The organism is Streptomyces lydicus (assembly GCF_000717345.1).
GTDB lineage: Bacteria > Actinomycetota > Actinomycetes > Streptomycetales > Streptomycetaceae > Streptomyces > Streptomyces lydicus.
Map to the genome: position 1 here is coordinate 71558 of NZ_JNZA01000019.1, position 21289 is coordinate 92846.

18 protein-coding genes and 4 pseudogenes are annotated in these 21289 nt (G+C 68.2%); 17 read left to right on the forward strand and 5 right to left on the reverse strand.

Going from position 1 to position 21289, the window contains the following annotated elements; all coding sequences use genetic code 11:
- Positions 1 to 27 precede the first annotated feature (27 nt).
- Both OO62_RS19810 and OO62_RS40740 read left to right on the forward strand, forming a co-directional pair.
- The gene (locus tag OO62_RS19810) at positions 28 to 501 is read left to right on the forward strand and encodes a MarR family winged helix-turn-helix transcriptional regulator (RefSeq protein WP_063739034.1); all 474 of its coding nucleotides are present in this window, start codon (positions 28 to 30) and stop codon (positions 499 to 501) included.
- Positions 502 to 738: 237 nt separating this feature from the next.
- A pseudogene (locus OO62_RS40740) lies at positions 739 to 930 on the forward strand (transposase); the annotation flags it as partial.
- Positions 931 to 1360: 430 nt separating this feature from the next.
- On the opposite strand, the gene OO62_RS19815 reads toward OO62_RS40740, so the two are convergent.
- Positions 1361 to 2494, reverse strand: a complete 1134-nt coding sequence (locus OO62_RS19815; RefSeq protein WP_033268822.1) for an ABC transporter substrate-binding protein — start codon at positions 2492 to 2494, stop codon at positions 1361 to 1363.
- Positions 2495 to 2745: 251 nt separating this feature from the next.
- On the opposite strand from OO62_RS19815, the pseudogene OO62_RS40745 reads away from it, so the two are divergent.
- From OO62_RS40745 to OO62_RS39630, 7 genes and pseudogenes are all read left to right on the forward strand, one after another.
- Positions 2746 to 2999: pseudogene (locus OO62_RS40745) on the forward strand (GntR family transcriptional regulator); the annotation flags it as partial.
- A gap of 245 nt (positions 3000 to 3244) precedes the next feature.
- On the forward strand, positions 3245 to 3442 hold the full coding sequence (locus tag OO62_RS39980) for a hypothetical protein (RefSeq protein WP_033268824.1): 198 nt from the start codon (positions 3245 to 3247) through the stop codon (positions 3440 to 3442).
- A 493-nt stretch (positions 3443 to 3935) separates the two neighbouring features.
- Positions 3936 to 4385 (forward strand): hypothetical protein, encoded by a 450-nt coding sequence (locus tag OO62_RS19830; protein WP_157850158.1) that lies wholly within the window; start codon positions 3936 to 3938, stop codon positions 4383 to 4385.
- Positions 4382 to 8560 carry a tetratricopeptide repeat protein gene (locus OO62_RS37040; RefSeq protein ID WP_129322923.1) on the forward strand — a complete coding sequence of 1393 codons (4179 nt, stop codon included), beginning with the start codon at positions 4382 to 4384 and terminating at the stop codon, positions 8558 to 8560. Before OO62_RS19830 ends, OO62_RS37040 begins: the two co-directional genes overlap by 4 nt.
- A 63-nt stretch (positions 8561 to 8623) precedes the next feature.
- Entirely contained in the window at positions 8624 to 9106 is a 483-nt protein-coding gene (locus OO62_RS19840; protein WP_051733440.1) for a hypothetical protein, read from the forward strand.
- Between the two features lie 10 nt (positions 9107 to 9116).
- The gene (locus tag OO62_RS38105) at positions 9117 to 9866 is read left to right on the forward strand and encodes a caspase family protein (RefSeq protein WP_077191318.1); all 750 of its coding nucleotides are present in this window, start codon (positions 9117 to 9119) and stop codon (positions 9864 to 9866) included.
- Positions 9847 to 10479 (forward strand): hypothetical protein, encoded by a 633-nt coding sequence (locus OO62_RS39630; RefSeq protein ID WP_129322924.1) that lies wholly within the window; start codon positions 9847 to 9849, stop codon positions 10477 to 10479. The genes OO62_RS38105 and OO62_RS39630 overlap by 20 nt, the downstream gene beginning before the upstream one ends.
- A gap of 280 nt (positions 10480 to 10759) precedes the next feature.
- Here OO62_RS39630 and OO62_RS40750 read toward each other — a convergent pair whose 3' ends face one another.
- Both OO62_RS40750 and OO62_RS19855 read right to left on the reverse strand, forming a co-directional pair.
- The gene (locus OO62_RS40750) at positions 10760 to 12157 is read right to left on the reverse strand and encodes an LmeA family phospholipid-binding protein (RefSeq protein WP_228332354.1); all 1398 of its coding nucleotides are present in this window, start codon (positions 12155 to 12157) and stop codon (positions 10760 to 10762) included.
- 250 nt (positions 12158 to 12407) lie between these two features.
- Positions 12408 to 12911, reverse strand: a complete 504-nt coding sequence (locus OO62_RS19855) for a MarR family winged helix-turn-helix transcriptional regulator (RefSeq protein ID WP_228332355.1) — start codon at positions 12909 to 12911, stop codon at positions 12408 to 12410.
- 71 nt (positions 12912 to 12982) lie between these two features.
- Between OO62_RS19855 and OO62_RS19860 the strand changes: the two genes are divergently transcribed.
- The 5 genes and pseudogenes from OO62_RS19860 (at position 12983) to OO62_RS19875 (ending at position 16746) form a co-directional block, all read left to right on the forward strand.
- The gene (locus tag OO62_RS19860) at positions 12983 to 14149 is read left to right on the forward strand and encodes a flavin-dependent oxidoreductase (protein WP_033268827.1); all 1167 of its coding nucleotides are present in this window, start codon (positions 12983 to 12985) and stop codon (positions 14147 to 14149) included.
- On the forward strand, positions 14146 to 14598 hold the full coding sequence (locus OO62_RS19865) for a DUF3237 domain-containing protein (RefSeq protein ID WP_228332356.1): 453 nt from the start codon (positions 14146 to 14148) through the stop codon (positions 14596 to 14598). The genes OO62_RS19860 and OO62_RS19865 overlap by 4 nt, the downstream gene beginning before the upstream one ends.
- A gap of 67 nt (positions 14599 to 14665) precedes the next feature.
- Positions 14666 to 14880, forward strand: a pseudogene (locus tag OO62_RS38115) (transposase); the annotation flags it as partial.
- A 385-nt stretch (positions 14881 to 15265) separates the two neighbouring features.
- Positions 15266 to 16189: a GNAT family N-acetyltransferase gene (locus OO62_RS19870; protein ID WP_033268879.1), complete on the forward strand. Its 924-nt coding sequence runs from the start codon at positions 15266 to 15268 to the stop codon at positions 16187 to 16189.
- A gap of 197 nt (positions 16190 to 16386) precedes the next feature.
- Positions 16387 to 16746, forward strand: coding sequence for a hypothetical protein (locus OO62_RS19875; protein WP_051733441.1), 360 nt, complete (start codon positions 16387 to 16389; stop codon positions 16744 to 16746).
- 314 nt (positions 16747 to 17060) lie between these two features.
- Here OO62_RS19875 and OO62_RS19880 read toward each other — a convergent pair whose 3' ends face one another.
- The gene (locus OO62_RS19880; RefSeq protein ID WP_033268829.1) at positions 17061 to 17366 is read right to left on the reverse strand and encodes a helix-turn-helix domain-containing protein; all 306 of its coding nucleotides are present in this window, start codon (positions 17364 to 17366) and stop codon (positions 17061 to 17063) included.
- 65 nt (positions 17367 to 17431) lie between these two features.
- On the opposite strand from OO62_RS19880, the gene map reads away from it, so the two are divergent.
- Complete coding sequence (map, locus tag OO62_RS19885) at positions 17432 to 18217, forward strand: type I methionyl aminopeptidase (protein ID WP_033268830.1); 786 nt, start codon at positions 17432 to 17434, stop codon at positions 18215 to 18217.
- A 354-nt stretch (positions 18218 to 18571) separates the two neighbouring features.
- Here map and OO62_RS38120 read toward each other — a convergent pair.
- Positions 18572 to 18877 (reverse strand): annotated as a pseudogene (locus OO62_RS38120) (helix-turn-helix domain-containing protein); the annotation flags it as partial.
- On the opposite strand from OO62_RS38120, the gene OO62_RS19895 reads away from it, so the two are divergent.
- Positions 18859 to 19593, forward strand: a complete 735-nt coding sequence (locus OO62_RS19895; RefSeq protein WP_033268881.1) for an SDR family oxidoreductase — start codon at positions 18859 to 18861, stop codon at positions 19591 to 19593. The pseudogene OO62_RS38120 and the gene OO62_RS19895 sit on opposite strands and share 19 nt — an antisense overlap.
- 395 nt (positions 19594 to 19988) lie before the next feature.
- On the forward strand, positions 19989 to 21242 hold the full coding sequence (locus tag OO62_RS19900) for a competence protein CoiA family protein (RefSeq protein WP_033268832.1): 1254 nt from the start codon (positions 19989 to 19991) through the stop codon (positions 21240 to 21242).
- The last annotated feature ends 47 nt before the right edge of the window (positions 21243 to 21289 follow it).

Consider the following 21289-nt stretch of genomic DNA (forward strand, 5'->3'; position numbering starts at 1 on the left):
CGTGCTTCTTGCACGTATCATCGAGGGGTGAGTAAAACGACACGTGACAGCACGTCCGCCGCCCGCGTGGCCTCAGCCATCGGGGCACTGACCCTGCGCGCCACCCGTGCCGGGCTCTACGGCCGGCTGACCTCCGGGGTGGAGGGCGTGGACGCCACGACCTACCCCGTGCTGTCCGGGCTCGCCCGCGTGGGGCCCGTCACCGCCACCAAGCTCGCCGAGGCGATCGGGATGGACCGCACCGTCACCACCCGGTACGCGACCAGGCTGCAGGAGGCCGGGCTGATCGCCCGTCGTCCCGACCCTGCTGACGCCCGTGCGACCAGACTGGCCCTCACCGTCGAGGGCGAGAGGGCAGTCACGGCGTTGCGCGGGGCGATGGAGTCCTTCGTGGCGGAGGAGATGGCGACGTGGCCGCCGGATGAGGCCGCCGCCTTCGCCATGCGCCTGGAACGTCTGACACAGTCGCTCGCCCAGGGCGAGGTGGACCGTTCGCGCTGATGCGGGCTCAGATCGAACGAGCGCCCCAGACGGGTAGGCCGGCTGGAAGCTCACTGAAAATGTCGGGAGTTTTGGCTCCGGATCTTGTGGTCCGGAGCCAGTCTGGTGGGCATGCAGGGCGAGCGGGCCGGGGAGTCGATCGGGCCCGATGTGCGGGAGACCTGCCGGGAGTTGATCCTGCCGGGCAGCGTCTTCGCATTACTGGCCGAGCACCGCGAATTACTGTTCCCGGCGGTGATGTTCGCCGATATGTATCCCTCGTCCAACGGGCGGCCGTCCATGCCGCCCCAGGTGCTGGCCGCCGCCGTGGTGCTGCATGGCCTGTCGGGCTTCGAGACGGTCCTGGAACTGCGCTGCGACCTGCGATGGAAGGCCGCCTGCGGGCTGGGCCTGCTGGATACGGCCTTCGACCCGTCGCTGCTGACGCACTTCCGGCGCCGCCTGCAGCGTTCAACGGCACCGGACCGGCTGTTCAGCAAGGACAAGGAGGTCGTGGCGGCCACCGGCGTACTCAGGGGGAAACATCGGCGAGCCCAGGACTCGACCGTCTCCGAGGACGCGGTGGCCACCCAGGGCACCGTCACCCAGCTGAAGGTCTCCTCCGCTGGCATATTCGCAGGTCAGCGAGTTGCCGCCGCTGCACCGCCAGCAGACGAAGAATCTGCTGGCAGGTTGCTGGCCGAGGAGGGCGGCCTCACCAAAACGACACCTCGGCAGGACACCGGCGTTGCCGAGGGGGCCGGCGAAGGTGGTGGGGGCCAGCGGGACGCCGCCGAGATTCGCGGGCACCGGCTGACCGCGCGGCGCCACCGCTCCGAAGGAACGGCGGGCACCGCGTCGGCCGTGGCGAGAGTCGCGGTTATCTGGAGACGGCCTTGCCCCAGCCCTGGGCAATGTCCTCCTTGGCATAGTCCATCTGCGACTCGGTCGGGATTGTCGGCGCGCCGGAGACCTTCGGCAGCTTGGCGGCCGCGGTCTTGTCGAGCGTGCCGTTCTTCTCCATGGCGACCATCAGGGCGGGGCGGGCGTAGCCCTTGAGCCAGAGGTTCTGGCCCTCGGCGCTGTAGAGGTACTCCTCCCACAGCCGGGCGGCCGCCGGGTGCGGGGCGTCCTTGTTGATGGCCTGCGAGTAGTACTGCGAGAACTTGCCGTCCTCTGGGACCGCGACCTGCCAGTCGAGTCCCTTGCCCTTGAACTCGTCGGCGTACTTGGCGTTGAGGTAGTCCCAGTCGAGGACGATCGGCGTCTGGCCCTTCAAGATGGTGGCCGAGGTGGACTGGACGGGCGTGTAGTTGCCGTTCTTTTTGAGCTTGGCGAAGAAGTCGAGGCCGGGCTGGATGAAGTCGAAGGAACCGCCGTTGGCGAGGGCGGCCGCGAATACAGTGCCGAAGGCTGAACCCGACTTGGTGGGGTTGCCGTTGAGCGCGACCTGCCCCTTGTACTCCGGCTTGAGCAGTTCCTTGAAGGTGGTCGGGCAGGTCTTCACGCGATTGGCATCGCAGCCGATGGAGATATAGCCGCCGTAGCCGTTGTACCAGCGGCTCAGCGTGTCCTTCTGGCCGTCGGGGATGTCAATGTAATCGGCGACCCTGTACCGCGCGAGCAGATCCTGCTGGGCGGCGCTGTACGCGAAGGAGCTACCGAGGTCGAGGACGTCGGGCGCCCGGCCCTGGCCCTTGCGGGAGGTGACGGCGTTGATCTCGTCCTGGCTGGCGCCGTCCGGATTCTCCACCTCGACCTTGATGCCGTACTTCTTCTCGAAGCCGTCGATCAGCGCACCGTAATTGGCCCAGTCGCGAGGGAGCGCAAAGGCGTGCAGCGTGCCTTCCTCTTTGGCTGCCTTGACGAGCGCGTCCATGCCTCCGAAGTCCTTGGCCGAGACCGCGGTAGCCGCGCTCTCCCCGTCGGAGCCCGCACCACAGGCGCTGAGGACGAGTAGGGCGGCGACGATGCCGCCGGTAAGAACGGCGGACCTTGGCAGGATCTCGGTCACGGTATCTCCAGAGGGGTACACAAGGGGGCACAGTGGACGCACGGGATTCACGTGGGGGGTGAGAACTTGTCTGAATGACGCGTCCGAACAAGTTGGCCATAGTAGGCACGCTCCCGATGTTCGGTCCGTAACAACTTCGAAACTCTTGGCTACCATTCCCGCACATCCATGGCGCGCAAGGACGTGTCGCGGTGCCTCATCCACGCTGGTCGCGCTGTGCGCACAACGCACCACTCTGTGCGAGAGGGGGCATGGCGGCACGGCACGAGGAGATCACCGAAAAGCTGCGGCGGGCTATCGATCGCGAGGACTACGCGGTCGGCAGTCCGCTTCCCACGGAGGCCGACCTCGCGGCGCGCTACGGCATCTCGCGCGGCACGGGACGTCAGGCCGTCGCGGCCCTGACCGTCGAGGTGCTTCAAAGATCACCGCAGGGCCTTCGCCGCGTGACCCTGACGAGCCGCCACAGCCAGAGCTTGCCGAGCTGTGCGGCTTTAGCAGGTGGCTGACAAGGAGCTTTGGCCTCGGCGTCAGCACCCGGTACTCGAAGTGTCCGGTGCGCCGGCGAGCCGCAGAGGGTCTGAGCGAAGTCCGGACACGCCCGGCGGTCCTCACCACCGCGTGCTTCACCAGGCGTGGACTCGGCGTGGCGGAGATCCACGGCCGGGGCTCGTCGGGATGCGGCGAACTACCGCGAGCAGATCTACGGGCGGCGCTGCTCGGCCCGTCAGCCGGATCACGGCTCATCATGTGCTCGATGCGCTTGCCCGGTGCACCTGGCACGTTGATCAGCCGGCGTGGCTTGTCCACGATGGCTCGCCGCTGATCCTTCCGATCAGCGTCATCCGGGCAGGAGACATCCTCCAGCCGGTGGCGGAGGTGAACAACGTTGCGCCCAGCACGCATACGCCCGCCGCCCTCGCGCCTCTGATCCAGCAGGAAGCGTGACCGGGCCAGTTCCGCGAAATCCTCCGCGCTCCTCAGGGAAGCAGCAGTCGGAAACCAGGACCGCGCTCCACAGCGGGGGCCGGGCCTCGGCCGAGAGCGCGGGTGCTCCCGATGCGGCTGGCGAAGCCGGCGCCGGGTCCGGATGGTGGCGGCGGGCCCAGCGGCGCCACGGCGAACGTGGAACGGCCAGCCGCTCGTCAGAACGGCTGGCTGTCGATTGGGCCGCCGGAGCCGGGCTTGAACGTTGTGCCGAGGTCGTACTGCGCGCGGATCCGGAGTAAGGCGCCGCGGCCTGCGGCGGGGGCATCCCCGACGTCCCCGGATCGATGGGACCGCGTCCAGCAGCGGCAGGAGGTGGGTGGCGTCGTGTCGGTTCCCGCCGGTGAGCGTGACGGCGAGCGGAGTTCCGTGACGGAGACAACAGGTCGGCCCCTGCGACGGGTCCTTCGCCGTTTCGCTTCCCCGCCCAGGCGTGAGCCGAGAAGATGACGGTATGACGGCAAGAATGAGATTTGTTGTTGTGTCGTTGGCGGTGTTGTGCGGCCTGGCCGCGGTGGGGCTGACGGTCCTGGCATTGATGGTGGACCTGGACACCGCCGATCGGGCCGGAAGCGTCGTCGGGGCGGTCGTCGGCCTGGCCGGGCTGGTGGTGTCCCTCTTCAGCCTGCACCGCACCGAATCCGATGCGAGCGGCGGCAGTCCGGTAGAAGCAGGCGGATCCCGCTCGATCGCGGTGAGGGGCAGCATCGGCTACGCCGGCACCGGTGACCGACGCCGCGGCGCGCGCCCCATCCATCCGGCCGCCGTACCTGCGGTGCCCGTCCCGCCAGGTGGCGCAGGCATGGAACCCGCCGAGCCGGTGCGCGCGCCGGGGGAGCGCAGTATCGCCGCCGGCGGGAACGTCGGCATCGCGGACACCGGTGACGAGGGAGGTGCGACGTGACCGCACGGTGGAAGCACCTACTCCGGCCAGCTGACGTGCAGGCCGTCGGAGAGAGGGCCGTAGCGATCGGCGGCAACGCCTTCGCCGTCGTAACTGGCGACAACAACACCCTGACTTTCCACCCACCCGGTCCGGACCTTCAGCAGAGATGGCAGGAATGGGACGATCTGGTCGGCAGGGTTCGACCGCCCCGTTCCCCATCGGCCCTGCTGGAGGCACACCGTGCCGTGGTCCCCTTCCGCGGACGGGCCGGCGTACTGGAGGAGTTGGCGGCCTGGTGCGCTGAGCCAGGCTTCGGCGTGCATCTGGTGTACGGGCCGGGAGGGCAGGGCAAGACCCGGCTCGCGCGCCACTTCACCGACGAACTGGTGCAGGAGCAGTGGAACGTCCTCTGGCTCGGCCGGCACGCCGCGGTCGCCGACCTGACCGCACTCAGCAGCCCGCCTGGCCCTGTGGCCGTGGTCGTCGACTATGCGGAAACACGCCCGGAGCAGTTGCTCGCCCTTCTGCGCGCAGCCTTGCGCAGCCCGGAGACGACACCGTTCAAGGTGTTGCTGCTGGCCCGGACCGCCGACGACTGGTGGCCGGAGTTGCAGGACCGCGCCCGCATCGAGGACCTGTATGCGGTGCGAGGCACGCTCTTGTCGCCGCTCGAGCAGCACGCCGACGACCGCGTTGACGCTTATCGCCAGGCTGTCGACGCACTGGCCGGTGCCCTGCCGCAGGTGCTGGGGCAGGAGGAGCACGACTGGCCGGCCCTTGCAGCGCGCGTGCTGGCTCTGCCCGCGCATCGGTTACACCTCCCGGGCATGGAGAGTGCGCTCACCTTGCACATGACCGCCCTCGCCGATCTGCTGGATGCCGCCGCGGACGCCGTCGACGAGGGTGGTGATCGCCCGCCACCGTCTCCCGACGCCCCCGGGTCGGCGGAGGAACGACTGCTGAGCCACGAACGTGTCTACTGGCGGGCTGTCGGCGAGGCGTCGGGCGTGAGCCGGACCAAGGACGTGGAGGCCGCGCTCACCGCCGTCTTCCTCTGCGGCGCGCACGACCAGCAGGAGGCTCACGCCCTCCTCGCCCGGGTACCGGGCCTGGAACGGTACAGCCCGAACACCCTGGACACCGTCAGCGAATGGATCGCCCAGCTCTATCCGCCGCCCGACCGGTCACAGGTCTGGGGAAGCCTTCACCCGGACCGACTCGCCGAGTGCTTCGTCGGGGGATATCTGCTCAGCAAACCCGAGCTCGCCGAACGACTGCTGGAGGGCGCCGGCGAGGCCCAGGCCACCCGCCTGCTGACGGTCTTCACCCGCGCAGCCGGTCACTCCACCCACCGTGGCCGCCTGGACGCCGACCTCACACAGCTGTGTGTCCGGCACGCGCACACGCTGGCTACTACGGCTATCGACGTGGCCGTTCAGGTGGAACGGCCGGATCCGCTGCTGGCCGCCCTGTACCGGCTGGCTGACGCCCCTGAACCTGACCCCGCGGAACTGCTCCGACTGTACGGGCACGTTCCGCGCCCCACGCACCGGCTGGCGGACTTCGCACTGCACCTGTCGCAGCGGCTCGTTCGGCTGCACCGGGCCCGGGCCGCACAGGATCCGGCGCACCTGCCCGATCTGGCCGGGCAATTACGCCTGTTGTGCGGCCGGCTCGGTGATGCGGAGCTCTGGGCGGAGGCGTACCAGACGGCCCGTGAAGCGCTTCGGCTGCTCCGCTCCCTGGCACGCCAGGAACCGCGCGTCTACGAGGTGCAGCTTGCCGCGTGCCTGCTGAACATCTCCGTGGCCCTGGGTCGATTGGGGCGGCGCGAGGCGTCCGTTTTCCCCGCCTACCAGGCCGTCCGGCTCTACCGGCGGGTCGGCCAGTGGGACGGTGGAGCGTCCCAGCCCGAACTGGCGCACGCCCTTAACGCCGTCTCCAACGCCGAGGGGGAACTTGGGCGGCTTCCGGCTGCCCTGGCCGCGAGCCGGGAAGCCATTGCGGTACGCCGACACCTGGTCGACCAACACGGTGACACCTTCCGGCCGGACCTGGCGGCTGCCCTGAACAACCAGGCGATCCGCCTGCAGCAGGCCGGTCGTGTGCACGAGGGGATCGGTGAGGCCGGCGAGGCCGTCGCGCTGTACCGTGCCTTGGCGCAGGACCGTCCGGACGCCCACCGTGCCGGTTTGGCCATGGGCCTGGGCACCCTGTCCTCGTGTCTGCGCGACGCAGGCCGACATGCCGAGGCGCTGCGATACGCCGAGGAGTCCGCGGACATCCGGCGTGAGCTGGCGAGCGAGCGCCCCGCCGCCTACTTGCCCGCCCTGGCACGAAGCTTGAATGCCCTGGCGATCGATCTGGAGGAGGCAGGGCACCAGGACCGGGCCCTGGCCACGGCCCAGGACGCCGTCGGCCTTTACCGCACCCTCGCCCAACGCGATCAGGTTGCGTACGGAGAGCAGTTGGCGACGAGTTTGAACACCCTGGCATGTCAGTTGGACAAGGCGGGCCGGGCACCGCAGGCCCTGGCGGCAGCTCAGGAGTCCGTGGACCTGTACCGGCCCATCGCCGCGACGAGCCCAGGCGCGCACCAAGCCGATCTCGCCATGGCGCTGAACACGCTCGCCGACGAGTTGGCCCAGGCCGGCCGTGGCGACGAGGCACTGGAAGCCGCCCGTGAGGCCGTGAGTCTCTACCGAGCACTGAGCGAGCAGAATCCGCGGGCCCATCTCGCGGCATTGGGGACCGCGTTGAACACGTTGGCCCTGCATCTGAAGGACCTCGGCCAGCTGGACGAGGCCCTTGATACGTTCGACGCAGCCATCGGTATCAGCCGTGACAACATGGCCGCTCCCCCGGCCGACTCTGCTCTCAGAGTGCTTGCCACCGCACTGGCGAACAAGGCGGTGTGTCTTTGCGGCCTGCACCAGCCGCAGGAAGCGCTGCACGCCGCCGAGGAGTCGGTGGACATTTACCAGGGACTGATGAGCAAGGAACCGCGAGCCTACGCCTCACCCCTCGTCTCAGCCCTGTCCATCCGTCATCTGCTTCTTCTCATCCTGGGCCGCACCGACGAAGTGCCGGACGCCCTGCACAAGACACTGCAGGTCCGGGCAGCCTTGGCACGGCGCGATCCCGCCGCCCACCGGCCCAGCTACGCCGAGGAGCTGACTCTCCTCGGTGTCACCCTCACCCGTCTGGGACGTCATGGCGAGGCGAGGGATCCTCTGAACAGAGCGGCAGCGATCCACCGGGAACTGATGTCCGAGAGCACACAGCACCGGCCGCTACTTGGCCAGGCACTTGTGGCCCAGGCATACGCACTGACCGAGGCGGGCCGTCACGACGAGGCACTGCCGGTCGCCGAAGAGGCCGTCAGGATCTGGGACTACCCCCCTCCGGTAGAACCCTCCCACCGAGCACTGCTCGTATGGGCCCTGTGCGTGCTCGGCACCCAGCGGGACGTCCACGGGCAGCCCGACGCCGGGGACACTCTGCGCATGGCCGCCGACATGGCCGCGGACCTGCCCGATGACGCGCTGAGCCCCTCGCGCGAGCAGCTGCAAAGCGCGACGCTGGCCAGTCTCGGCAGACATCTGGCACAGACCGCTCGGCCGGACGAGGGCCTACCCCTCCTCGCACAGGCGGTCAGCCTGCAGCTGGGTACGGATGAGGAGGCACAGTCCGCCCGGGCGGCCCTGCTGCTCACCTATGGCCACCACCTCGCCACCGACGCCACCGACCTCGACGCGGCCCTCACAGCGACCCGCGACGCCGTGCGCCTCTGTGAGGAACTCGCTGCGCAGAGCCCGGCGGTTCACGAGCACGAGGTGGCATGGGCGCTCGCCCACCTCGGCCTGCGTCTGACCGAGACCAAGCAGTACGAGGAGGCCGCACAGGCCACCGCCCGGGCAGTGGTCCTGAGCCGTCGGCTGGTGTCTGCAGACCCTACCGCCCACCAATTACGCCTCGCTGTCGCGCTCTACGCGCAAGCCCGAGCCGACTGGCAGGCCGGGACCGCGCAGGCGCGGGCTCGGGCGCACCTCACCGAAGCCCTCACCGTCCTGCGCGCTCTGGCCCAGCAGACCCCCGGGCTGGTCACCGCCTACCTTCACGACGCGGAACAGACGTACCGCAGGATGCACCGACCCGGTCAGCGCCGCATGGCACGGCGCGACCGCTCGTGACCACCTGACCTCATGGCTTCCCGGCCCAGGAGGACAGCCTGGTCATCACTTCACCATTAGCGTTTGACCGTTACCCAGAGGGTGAGGACATTGATCATTTCTGATGGGGCGCCGCAGTCCGTGCGCGTCGTGCTAGTGAGCACCGAGGACAGCTATCCAGAGGAACTGGAGGCGTACACGCTCGACCTGCGGAAGCGTCTGCTCGAGCTTGATGTCGACGATGTCGTGCTGGCGAGTTCGCCGGCCGACGTACAAGGGGCCAAACCCGGTGACGTGATCGCCGCGGGTGCACTCGTAGTCACAGCGCTCCCGTTCGTGCTGTCCAAGGTGGTACGGCTGGTGGAGAAATGGATCGAGCACCGGCCTGTTCGCACGGCGTTCCTCACGATTGGGGAGGACATCCTGGACTTGAATGCGCTCTCCTCCGCGGACCAGCGCCGGGTGATCGATGGGTGGCTTGCCCGGCAGGCGGGGCATCGGTCCGCGGCCGCCGTCCCACACATGTCCGAGCCCGTCCAGGATCCCGGCGGAGCCGGGGGAGAGTGAGACTCCGGTCGTGTCTCACGGACGGTTCGCTCTGCTGATTGCCACAGGGACCTACGACGATCCGGGCTTGCGGCGTCTGCGATCGCCGGCCCGGGACGCCGAGGGACTGGCCGAGGTGCTCGGAGATCCTCGAATTGGAGGTTTCTCCGTCACGACGGTCGTCGATGCACGCCACTACGAGATCAATCGTGCGATCCAGAAATTCTTCCGCAACCGCAAGCCCAACGACGTGCTGTTGCTGCACCTTTCATGCCACGGGATCAAGGACGAACAACATGGCGAGCTCTTCTTCGCCGCCCGGGACACCGAGCAAGATCTCCTTGACTCCACATCAGTGTCGGCGAAGGACCTGCGCAACTACGTCGACGACTGTCGTTCCCGTTCCATCGTGCTCCTGCTGGACTGCTGCTTCAGCGGTGCGTTCCTGCCTGGCATGAAGAGCAGCGACACCACCGCGCACGTTTGGGACGCCTTGGCCGGATATGGCCATGCAGTGCTCACGGCAACCAACCGCATGGAGTACGCCTGGGAAGGCAACCACCTCAGCGAGCTGGAACCTGAGCCGTCGCACTTCACTGGCGCCGTCATCGAGGGATTGCGCGCGGGCCAGAACGGACCGCAACGGAGACGGTCTGGTGAGCGTGCAGGAATTGCACGAGTACGTTTGCGAGGTTTTCGCGGCAACTCGGGTCAGACAGACCCCGCTCCTCTGGGCGAGGCAGGAAAAGCAGGGGCTGACCGTGGCGCACGTGCCTCGTGAAAGCTTCCACCCGGGGCATGCCGTGCTGCCGGTCAGCCCGCAGGTCGTCGCGCCCAGCCGGCCAGCGCATGCTTCGGCCGCAGTGGTACCGCTTGGGCTTGTGGTGCCCGACAGCTCGTTCCGGGAAAAGCCGTCACCTGCCGTTGGTCAGGCACAGGGCCAAGCCTTGACTCCCGAAAAAGTATCCGCCGTCCGATCACGGCTCCAGCGCATGGGCCGCGTCGTAGGTGTCACGCTCGTCTGGGACCAGCAGTCGCGAGCCGCGCGCCAAGCAAGGGAGACCCACTGGCTGAGACCACAGACCGAACTGATCGGCATCTGGCGATGGCCCTATCTACGCCGGAGTAAGCGCCGGGACGGCCTCGTCCTCTCCGATCTCGGAATGGGCCTGCTGGACGGCGACATCAGAGTCCTCGTCCCCTGGACCGACCTGCGATCACACCAGTTCACGGCCACCTACGAGGAGGTACCGACTGAGGAAGCGACTACCCGTCCCGAGTACGACCTCAGAATCACGGGCCCTCTCTTGAACTGGATCAGCCCAGGTGCCAACGGATACATGGGCGCCTTTGCAGAGGCCCTCACCGACATTGCGGCAAGTGTGCGTTATTGAGGGATCTCTGCGAGGTGTTGCCTCACCCGCGATCGCTGCGGTGACCTGGGCGGCGCCCTCTCCCTCCGGGGCCAGGAGGTCGAGCGTCAGATGCGGCAGCGGCCGCCGGTCGGCCGGCAGCGCTGCGGCGTCCTCGGGGCGGGACGGCTGCCCGGTGGCCTCCGTGCTGAAGTCGGCGTAGGCCGACAGCAGGGCGTCGGTGGCGGACTGCCGCACCGGCCGGATGGTCACCGCGGGCACTCATGGGCGCCGCTACGAAGCCCTGGTCACCCTCGCCTGCCTACGACGCCGGCTGCCCTGACTTTGCGGACCCGACCTGGCCCACCGGTACGTCCTTGCCGGTGAGCTGCGCCCGAATGCCGGTCTTCGTCACGGAGATGTCGCGCAGCCGAATGTCGCCCGGCAGGTTGTCCGGCAGCTGCGCGGAGAACTCCATCTGCTGCGCGACCTTCGGCTCCCGGAGTTTCTGTAGGCCCTGGATGAGCGAGGGATCGATGCCGGTGGGCTCGAGCAGCGACGGATGGTCCACGAGCGTGTCCAGCACGCGGCCCTTCATCATCTGCTGCGGAAGGACGTGCTTCCCGGTCGCCTGTTGCAGCTCGCCCTCGTCCATCTTGTCGGCGACGGGTGCAGTCAGCTGCAAGCCACCGCCCTTGCCCGGTACGTACGTGAGCAGGCCGGGCACCACCACGCGCGTGTCCTGCACGGTCATGCGCAGGCCGCGGTCCCCGGTGCGCTGCAACTGCGCACGCCCCCGGATCTGGGCCTGCTTGCCGCCCACCGGCAGGTCGCCGCCGGCCAGCACCGTGTTCTTCTCGGGGCCGGGAACCAAGTGGATCTGCGACGCGCCCACTTCGCGGTTCAGGTCCTTGAAGTCCAGCAGGACGTCACCGCGCACCCGGCTCAGCACCGCACCCTTGACCGAGGACGGCAGGCTGCCGACGATCCGGATGTCGTCCACCGTCCCCTTCACCTGAGCGACGGAGACCGGCCCGGCGTCGACATCGGGCACGTCGACCTCGACGTGGTCGATGTTGCCCGCGAGCACCTGCCCGATGAACGGGAAGCTGTCGATATGCACCTCGGGCTCGGCGCGTAGCTTCAGCGCCTTCTGCACCTGCTGCGCTGCCAGGTTCTCCGCATAGAGCACGGCCCACCGGTCCCCCAGCGCAAGAAAAGCAAGAACGACGGCCAGCGCGACGACCACCTTCGCGGTCCTCCGCACGATCCGACGCGGCTTGCGCCCGGCCCGTGGGTGCTCCTTCCCGTCGCCGGTGACCGTGTTGTCAGTGCCTGCGTCGGCTGCCGTTGTGGCTCCAGCTGCGCCGGCGACGCGAGTGTCGGCGCCAGTTGCCGTGACCGAGCCCGTGCCGCTGTCGGCTGCGGTAGCGGTAGCGGTAGCGGTGGCAGTAGCGGCGGTACTTGTGCCGACGTCAGCGCGGGGGCCCGAGTCGGTGCCGTTGTCGGTGACGGCGGTGTCGGTGACTGTGGCGCTGCCGGTGGCTGTACCGGAGTCGACGCCGACGGTGTTGCCCTGGGTCGACGAGGCGTCCGGCTCTTCGCCGCCCGGGGCCGACGGCTCGGCCGGGTCCTGGTTGTCCGAGGCCGGACCGTCCTGGGGAGCACGGCTCGCCGGTACCCGTGCCTTGGAGTCTGCGGAAGGTTCGTTGGAGAGCATCGCCACCATGCGACCACAGCCCAGGCACTCGAACCAAGTTGTGGAGTACGGGCAGCTGATGCAATCCGCCGGCTTCGTGCGCACTGAGGAGGTCACTGAGGAGGTCAAGGACGCGTACAACGCGGGCGAGCCCGCCGGTGACTGGGACACCTACCGCCTTCTTCCGCCTTGCCACTGCACGCGCCGGACACCGCTCGCCAGTACCGAAAAGGTGCAGGCCACCCTGAGGCGGCCGGACGCCGGACAGGCCCTAGTCGGCGTCCTCGGGGCGCGCGGCCAGGACACGGGTGAGCAGGTCGGTGAGGGTGGCCCGTTCCTCGGCGTCGAGGGTGGCGAACCACTGCTGCTCGCGGCGGGTCTGCTCGGCGAACGCCTCCCGGACGGCTTTCTCGCCCCTGGCAGTGAGGCCGGCGGCGACCGCGCGCCGGTCGTCGGGGACTGGCCGGCGTTCGACCAGCCCTTCCCGTTCGAGGGTGTTGATGGCGTTGGTGACCGCCGAGCGGGACATCGCCGAGATCTCGGCAAGCCTGGCGGGCTGGGTGGGGCCCAGCAGCCAGAGCTTGAACATCAGCCGGAAGCCGGGGAGCGTCCAGCCGCGCGGGCGGTGGATGTGGCTCTCCAGGTCGGCGACGACCAAGTAGGACAGGTGGAGCAGGTGGTAGGCGAGCGCGAATGCCTCCGGGTCGGCCGGTGAGGGCATGCCCGCCAGTCGGTCGCGAGCATAGGCGGCGTATCTGAGATCTGGTCGGTCCACGGACAGAGTCTTGCGCATGGAGGCTCGCCGCGAGATTGTTACGGCCATAACAATCGTCGCGGGAGGATGCTGTGCGGATCACGATTGCAGGAGGCGGCATCGGCGGGCTCGCTACGGCACTCAGCCTGCATGCGGCCGGACTCGACGACATCGTCATTCACGAAGCGGCCCAGGAGATCCGTCCGCTCGGCGTCGGGATCAACCTCCTCCCGCACGCGGTAAGGGAGTTGACCGAGCTCGGCCTGGCCGACCGGCTGGCCGAGATCGGTGTCCCCACCGCCGAGTTGGCGTACTTCAACCGGTACGGGCAGGCGATCTGGTCCGAACCGCGCGGGCTCGGCGCCGGCTACCGGTGGCCGCAGTACTCGGTGCACCGGGGCAGGCTGCAACTGCTGCTGCTGGACGCCGTCCGCGAGCGCCTGGGTGCACACTCCGTCCGAACCGGGAGCCGGATCACCGGCCTGCGCCACGACTCCGACCTGCTCGTTGGCGCCGACGGCATCCACTCGGCCGTCAGAGCCGCGCTCTTCCCCGGTGAAGGGGCACCGCCATGGAACGGGCTCATGCTGTGGCGGGGCACGACCTACGGCGAACCGTTCCTGACCGGCCGGTCCATGATCATGGCCGGAGACGGCACGCAGAAATTCGTCGCCTACCCGATCGGGGACGGACGGCTGATCAACTGGATCGCCGAGCGGCCGCTGGACGGCGAACCGCCTGAGCGCGGAAAATGGAACCGCCCCGCCAACCTGGCCACAGTCGTGGAGCACTTCTGCGACTGGAAGTTCGACTGGCTGGACGTGCCGGGAATCATCGCGGGAGCCGAGGCAGCCTTCGAGTACCCGATGGTGGACCGCGAGCCCCTGCCGTACTGGACAAGAGAAGACGTCGTCCTCCTGGGCGACGCCGCGCATGCCATGTACCCCGTCGGTTCCAACGGAGCGTCCCAAGCGATCATCGACGCCCGGGTGCTCGCCCACTCGCTCGCCACGACCGGCACCGCCACCGCGTACGAGGACATCCGCAGACCCGCCACCACCGCGCTCCAACTCGCCAACCGGCGCCAGGGGCCCGACGTCGTCCTGAGGCTCGCCCACGAGCGGGCTCCCGGTGGCTTCAAGGACATCGAACAGGCCGTCCCGCTCGCGGAGCGCGCGGAGATCGCCGCTTCGTACAAGCGCACCGCAGGCTTCGACCCGACCCTGCTCAACGAGCGCGCGTCGTGGAGCGTGCGGTGAACCTGAGGAGTCTCGCCGTCTTCGAGGTGAGACTGGACCCGATCCTCGACCTCGGCGACTCGCACTGGGGCCGCCGCCGAGTGATCAACATCGTCGGTGGGACATTCGAGGGGCCCCGACTGTCCGGGGTGATCCTGCCGGGCGGCGCGGACTGGCAGGTGCTGCACCCCGACGACGGCATGGCCAGCATCGATACCCGCTCCACGCTGCGCACCCACGACGGCGCACCTCTCTACCTCTCCACCAGCGGCGTACGCCACGGAAAACCCGAGGTTCTCCGGAGGTTGGCCACCGGAGAGGCGGTGGACCCTGCCGAGTACTACTTCCGGCTCTTCTGCCGCTTCGAGACCGGGGACGAGCGCTACCGGTGGCTGAACCGCACCCTCGCCGTAGCCTCGGGCGCCCGTACCTCCGAGGCCGTCCGCTACGAGGCGTACACCCTTGACTGACTGCTCGTTTCAGAATGAGTTGAGCGCGGGTCCTGTGCTCGGCGATCTTGGTCGGCAGGGTGTCCGAGTGCGTGCTGATCTTGTTCCGGACGACCTGTGGGCGCGCGTCGCTCCGCTGCTGCCTCCCGCTCCCGAGCGGCGCCACCGTTACTGCGGGCTCCTACGCGTTCCGGACCGGACCGCGCTCGCGGGCATCGTCTACGTACTGCGGACCGGTATCGCGTGGCGAGACGTTCCTGCCGAGACGTCGGCTGCTCCGGGGTGACTGCGTGGCGCCGGCTCAGCGGACCGAGAACGAGAACCGCATCCGGCTCGCCGCCCAGCATGAAGAGATCGTCCGTCTCCGCGAAGCCGCCCTCGGGACAAGCCGCGTGAGCCGACTTCCCGCACCTCGAACCACTGTGATCGGAACGTGCAGCTGACACGCGGGCATTGTCGGAAGCAAGGTGATCGAAAAGCGCTTGCGGACGGGGCTGCGCCTGGATAGACGTTACGGCGGAGCCCCCATCACGAGGGTGAGGGGCCACGACAGCGAGAGGAGGGATAAGCCCATGATCCCCATGATCACCGCGCTTGCGTCCTCCCGGGGCTCGGACCATCTCTGACCCCGGAGCGGACGGGAGCCTTCACCGGAGAGTGCCTGACCGTGAAACAGAACGACCTGACCATGCGTCCAATCACCGGACGCGAAGAACTCGACATCTTCTCCCAACTGCCTTACACCCTCAACGAGGAACTGGCGGACGACCTTGCCGCTGACCGCCGACGTCCGGAATGGATGTGGGTCGCCCTGCGCGGTGACCGCCTGCTGGCCAGGGCAGCCTGGTGGAGCCGGCCGGGCGGCGACGCACCACTCATCCTGGATGTCCTCGACATCGACGACAGCGCCTCGGATCCCGATCGCGTGGACACCGGGGTGCGACTTCTGCACACCGCAATGGCCGCCACCCTCTCGAAGGGGTCGCGTCTCCCTGAGTACAGCCGTTTCGTCCCGCCGGACTGGCGTGAGAACGCGGTGACCAGGCAAGTCGTCGAGGATCGCATGGCGGTATTGGAGCGGACCGGTGCCCGGCTGTTCGTCGAACGACTGCGTCTGGAATGGCGTCCGGAATCGCCCGTTCCTGAGCCCAGCAGACGCCTCGTGTTCCGGCCGGTTCACGATGCCAAGGAACTCGTGGCTCTCATGGCCTCGGTTCTGGACGGGACACTGGACGCACATGGCCGTGACGACCTGACCCGGATGTCCGTACGCGAAGCGGCCCTCAAGCACTACGAGGACGAACTCGCGCGCTACACCAGCCCACGAGACTGGTGGCGGATCGCAACGCTACCTCGTGGAGAACCAGTTGGGTTCGTCATCCCGGCGCACAACGGCTACAACCCGATCATTGCCTACATCGCAGTCCTTCCCACACACCGCGGCAATGGCTACATTGACGACCTTCTCGCCGAGGGCACCCGCGTCCTTGCTGAGCAGGACGTCCCCCGCATCCGCGCGTCCACAGATTTGGGCAACGTCCCGATGGCGAACGCCTTCCATCGCGCTGGATACGCCAATTTCCAACGCGAGATCAACATGACCTGGAGCTGACCGAGACGCGGGGGCTCCCACGCCGGTGCCCCCGCCCACTCATCCGCCGATCAGTAAAGTGAACTGCGTCGCACCGGCAAGGCTGGAATGCAACACACACCGCCCTCATCGTCGCGAACGTCGCACCGCCGGAACACCCATGCCCCATCACCACACGGTTCCGACCGCACACGACCTCTGCAGAGAAAAGCAGGACATTGGCGTGGTTCATCGGCCGCCGCCCCAGCGGCAACATCGCCGGTGCGATCCCATACCGACACCTCGGCGTCCAGACGTTCGAGGGATACGCCGGGACCTCCAAGGCCGGATGCCGGGCCGAAGCCCAACAGGAGGCTCTCCTGACCCGCGGTGAAGGGCTCTCGCTGATGGTCGACCGTCACGAGCATGAACAACTCCGCGGTCCCTCCGCGGAGGAGGCCCGCGTCCGCCTGGACCAGTTCGGCAACCGCGTCCACTTCCTCGGCAAGACCCCCAACGACGACCAGATGGCCAAGCTCACGGCACGAGACGACCCACGGATCCACCCCGGCCGCCTCGTCATCTGCACAAACCGATGAGGGCAAGAACCGCCTTTACGCAGGCGTTCGCGCTACTTGTCAGAGATCGACATGTCGTGGGAATGCTGGGCCGTCTTCGAGGATGCGCTCTGGGAACAAGAGGCAGTCCGGAAGTTCCGTCGATCGGCTTTCGGTGGGCGCTCGCGCCCTTCGGGCAGGAAGCGACGGAGCCGACGGGCATCCAAGCGGTGTAGCCGCCGAGGTCCGCGAGGCGGTGCTCGGGCTGGTCGACGAGGTGATCGGCGTGTGCGCAGGTGTACCGGCACAGCACGGTCAGTGAACCGCTGACTCTCTGAGTTCAGCGTTACGAAGCGTTACGAAACCAGCGATGGATGCCGCGTGACAGGCAGGGCCGACTGATCCTCGACGGTTCGCTCCGCCCGGCTGATCTCGGCCCAGACGGCGTCGAGAGACAGGCCGAGGGTGTCGGCGATCGCCGCGATGGTCGGGAAGGCGGGGGTAGCCACACGGCCGGATTCGATCTTCCGCAGGGTTTCTGGCGAGATGTGCGAAGCGAGCGCCACGTCCAGCATCGAGCGGCGGCCCCGGGCTCGGCGGAGCAGGGCACCAAGGCGCTGTCCGCGTTCTACCTCGGCGGGGGTGAGCGGCAACCTGACCATGACCCCATTCTAATACCGGTACAGTTAGACCGGGATAGTTATTGGACGCACATGAGAGGTCCCCCATGATTGAGATCCTGAACGCCGCGCAGCTTGACCGGGCGAGGGACACCGGCGCCCTGGTCGGAGACATCCTGCACACGCTGAAGCAGCGCAGCACGGTCGGGACGAACCTGCTGGACATCGACCAGTGGGCCAAGGAGATGATCACCGAGGCGGGAGCACAGTCCTGCTACGTCGACTACGCGCCTTCCTTCGGGCGCGGCCCGTTCGGGCACTACATCTGCACGGCCGTCAACGACGGAGTGCTCCATGGGCGGCCTCACAACTACACGCTGGCAGACGGAGATCTGCTGACTCTCGACCTCGCCATAGTCAGGGGCAGGGTGGCCGCGGACGCCGCGATCAGCTTTCTGGTGGGCAATGCCAGGCCGGCGGAGAGCGTCGCGATGATCGAGACGACCGAACGTGCACTCGCCGCCGGCATCGCAGCCGCCAAACCTGGGGCGCGCATCGGCGACCTCTCCCACGCCATCGGCACGGTCCTCAGCGAGGCGGGCTACCCGATCAACACCGAGTTCGGAGGCCACGGCATCGGCTCGACCATGCACCAGGACCCACACGTCGCGAACACCGGACGGCCCGGCCGCGGATACAAGCTGCGCCCCGGACTGCTGCTCGCCCTGGAGCCCTGGGTCATGGCCGACACTGCCACACTCGTCACCGACGCCGACGGTTGGACGCTGCGCAGCGCGACGGGCTGCCGGACCGCGCACAGCGAGCACACCATCGCCATCACCGACAACGGAGCCGAAATTCTCACCCTGCCCACGCATCTGCGTTTCGGCTGATCCACAGCCGCACCTTGTCGTCACCCGTTCAGCGCGGCCGGGTCCAGGGATTGGCCAGGCTGCGGTCGACGAATTCGCGAACCAGCTCCGTCATCGTGGATCCGCTCAGCACCTGTTCCCAGCGTTGCTCTTGCGGATGCGCGTAGCATCCGAGCACGAATCGGACGGCTCCGTCGACAGCTTCGGCGTCCTCCCGTACGCGGGGAGGCCGCATTTCCGCTCCTCGACGGTGTGCCTGCCCTCACGGTAGAACTACGGGGGGCCGCAGAGGCGTCAACTGGACGTCCTGCATGGCCTCTTGGCGCCCACACCTGCCGCGCGTCCCCGGTGTCTTTGCAGGTCGCATCCGTTCCGCCGGGTCCGTGCTGCTGTGAGGCCGAGCAGATACGTCCGCTCGACGTCGTCGAGGCGCAGGACACGCGCGAGTGATGCGAGGACCTGAGGTGAGGGGTTCGTGTCGCGGCCGCGTTCCAGTCGCAGGTAGTAGTCGGGACTGATTCCGGCGAGCAGGGCAACTTCCTCACGGCGCAGGCCGGGCACGCGGCGGTTGCCGCCGGGCGGGATTCCTGCCTGTGCCGGTGAGATCAGCTCGCGCCGGGCGCGCAGGTAGCTGCCGAGCCGGTTGCCGGGTTCCTCATCCCATCGTCGGCGGGACCTCAGGTATCGGGCGAGAGCTGGCCCGCCGGTTCGCCGCAGCGGGCAGCACCGTGGCCGTTGGCGGCCGCAGCCCGGAGGCCCTCGTGGAACTCGCCGGAGAGGGCTTCGGCACGATCAGCATCGATGTCACCGACAGTGCCTCCGTCGCATCTGCCCGTGACGCCGTGCTCGCCCGGTACCCCGAGCTGGACACCGTGGTGACGATGCCGGGCGTCATGCTCCTGGAGGACCTGCGGGACCCCGCGCACTTCGAGGCGGCAGAGACGACGATCGACACCAACCTGGTGGGCACCATCCGGGTGATCGACGCCTTCACCCCGCACCTGGTCCGGCGGGGCGCCGGCACCTTCATCACCGTCACCTCCGGCATCGCCTTCCTGCCTCTCCCGCCCATGCCCACCTGTGCCGCCTCGAAGGCCGCGGTGCACGCCTACTCCGAGGCACTGCGCGCGCAACTCGACGGCACCGGCGTCAGCGTCGTCGAACTCGTCCCGCCGGCCGTCGCCGCAGCAGGCCAGGAAAAGGTGAACCCGCATGCGCTGCCACTCGACGACTTCGCCACCGAGGTCATGCAACTGCTCTCAGAGGACCCCACCCCCCGCGAAATCCTGGTGAAGGGGGTCCTCATGCACCGCTGGGCCGAGCGCGACGGCACCTACGACGACCTCGTCGCACAGCGTTCCCAGGCCCTGGCCATGCTCCCCGGCCGCGAAGGCTGACCCCCTTCCCCCATCAGGGGGCGCATGGATCATCGCCCCCGGGCGCCAACGAGCAGCCACGCGCGTCCTGGACACGAAAGCCACCCTCAACCAGCCATCATGGCCTGCCGCGTCCGCGACGCCCGATGGATCATCAGCGGCTGGGCCTGCCCTACTGGTTCCGCAGCTGGGACCTGACCACTCACCGATGGCCCACCCGGAAGTTGTGACCCTCGCCTGCCCACTCGTGCCGATCTACCTCGACCCGCTTACTTCCGCCGCCCCGGCTATCGGGAGTGGAAGTTCAAGACACACCTACGGTCCTGCCTCGGCCTGGACCCCGGCGACACCCCACAGGCGCCCCCATCGCATCATGACTTCGCAGCCGGAGACGATGACCAACGGGGAGGGCGCCTGTGCAGTTCACTGCCGAGCATGTGGAGTGGGGCAGGGTGGACATCACCTTGGACGATTTGGGCTGCAGCCGGTCCTGGGAGGAGATCCACCGGGTGCGGGGCGTGGAGCTGAGGTGTCCTGAGTGCGGGGGGCAGGTCTTCGCCAGACTCTCCAAGTTGGGCACCCGCCACCTCTACCACCGCACACGCCCCCCGTCGTGCTCGCTGGCGAACGAGTCACTGGAGCACCACTTGCTCAAGCTGGAGCTGGTGACCTGCGCGCGGGCCGCAGGCTACCGGGCAGAGCTCGAAGTCGCTGCGCCCACCGGGGAGTGGAGGGCGGACGTGATGGTCTTCAGCCCGGACGGCGACCGGCTGATGGCTCTGGAGGCGCAGCTGTCGCCCATCACGGCGGAGGAGATCGCCGTGCGGACCGGTCTGTACGAGCGGGACGGGGTGCGGGTGTGCTGGTTCGGCTTCCAGCCGCGCCCGTGGGTGGGTACCGTGCCGACGCTTCTGGTCCGGTCCCCGGCCGACCGAGGGCAGGAGTGGTCGGTGAGTGCCGGCCTGGCTCGCTTACCCAGCGAAAACGCGGACTGGTCTCCGGTCGGTGCGACGTTGGCCGACGCGGTGTCGTGGATGCTGACGGGCCGAATAGTGCCGCACACCCCCCGCTCCAGAAGCCGGCGGGTCACCAGGCCGAACAGTTGGTACCAGTGGGCAGAGGGCTGGACCAGGTTCATGGACGACTCGTGGCGCATGTGGTGGACGGCCCCCTCGTATGTGGCAGCGGACGGCAAGCGTGCGGAGGAGGAAGAGGAAGCCAGACGTCAGGCCAGGGACCAGGCGCGGCAACGGGAAGTGAAGGAGCGGGAGAAGGCCAGGAAGAAGAAGGCCAAGGCCCGTGCGTACGACCTGTTCTGGGACCGTACGGGCCTGGACCAGCAGCAGTGGAGGTACTTCCGGGCCCTGGCGGAGCTGTACTTCAGCCGGAGTCTGGTCTTCGGCGCTCCGGATTCTCGCTACGGCGACGGCAGACCGGTGTACGAGCGCAGCGGACCCGAAGGTGAGCAGTGGACGCTCGTCGGTGTGGCCTGCCCCGATCCGCGCCAACTGCGGGACTGGGCGGAGGAGCTGGCCTTGCTGGTCCACTGCCACGAGTATCTCGAAGTACTCGCAAACCGGGCGTGGGCACCCTTCCAGATATACGTCTTGGACCCGGATATCGGCGCGATGTACCAGGAACGCGTACTGCCGTCCCCCCTCGACCTGTAGTAGCTGGTCGGGAGAGATCCGGACGGCTCGAAAAGCATCCCGTGGCG

Excerpts from the sequence above, each read along its gene's own strand:
- OO62_RS19830 (WP_157850158.1), top strand. The coding sequence starts at position 3,936 with ATGACGGCAAGAATGAGATTTGTTGTTGTGTCGTTGGCGGTGTTGTGC.
- OO62_RS40750 (WP_228332354.1), bottom strand. The coding sequence starts at position 12,157 with ATGCTCTCCAACGAACCTTCCGCAGACTCCAAGGCACGGGTACCGGCG.
- OO62_RS19870 (WP_033268879.1), top strand. The coding sequence starts at position 15,266 with ATGCGTCCAATCACCGGACGCGAAGAACTCGACATCTTCTCCCAACTG.
- OO62_RS19880 (WP_033268829.1), bottom strand. The coding sequence starts at position 17,366 with ATGGTCAGGTTGCCGCTCACCCCCGCCGAGGTAGAACGCGGACAGCGC.
- map (WP_033268830.1), top strand. The coding sequence starts at position 17,432 with ATGATTGAGATCCTGAACGCCGCGCAGCTTGACCGGGCGAGGGACACC.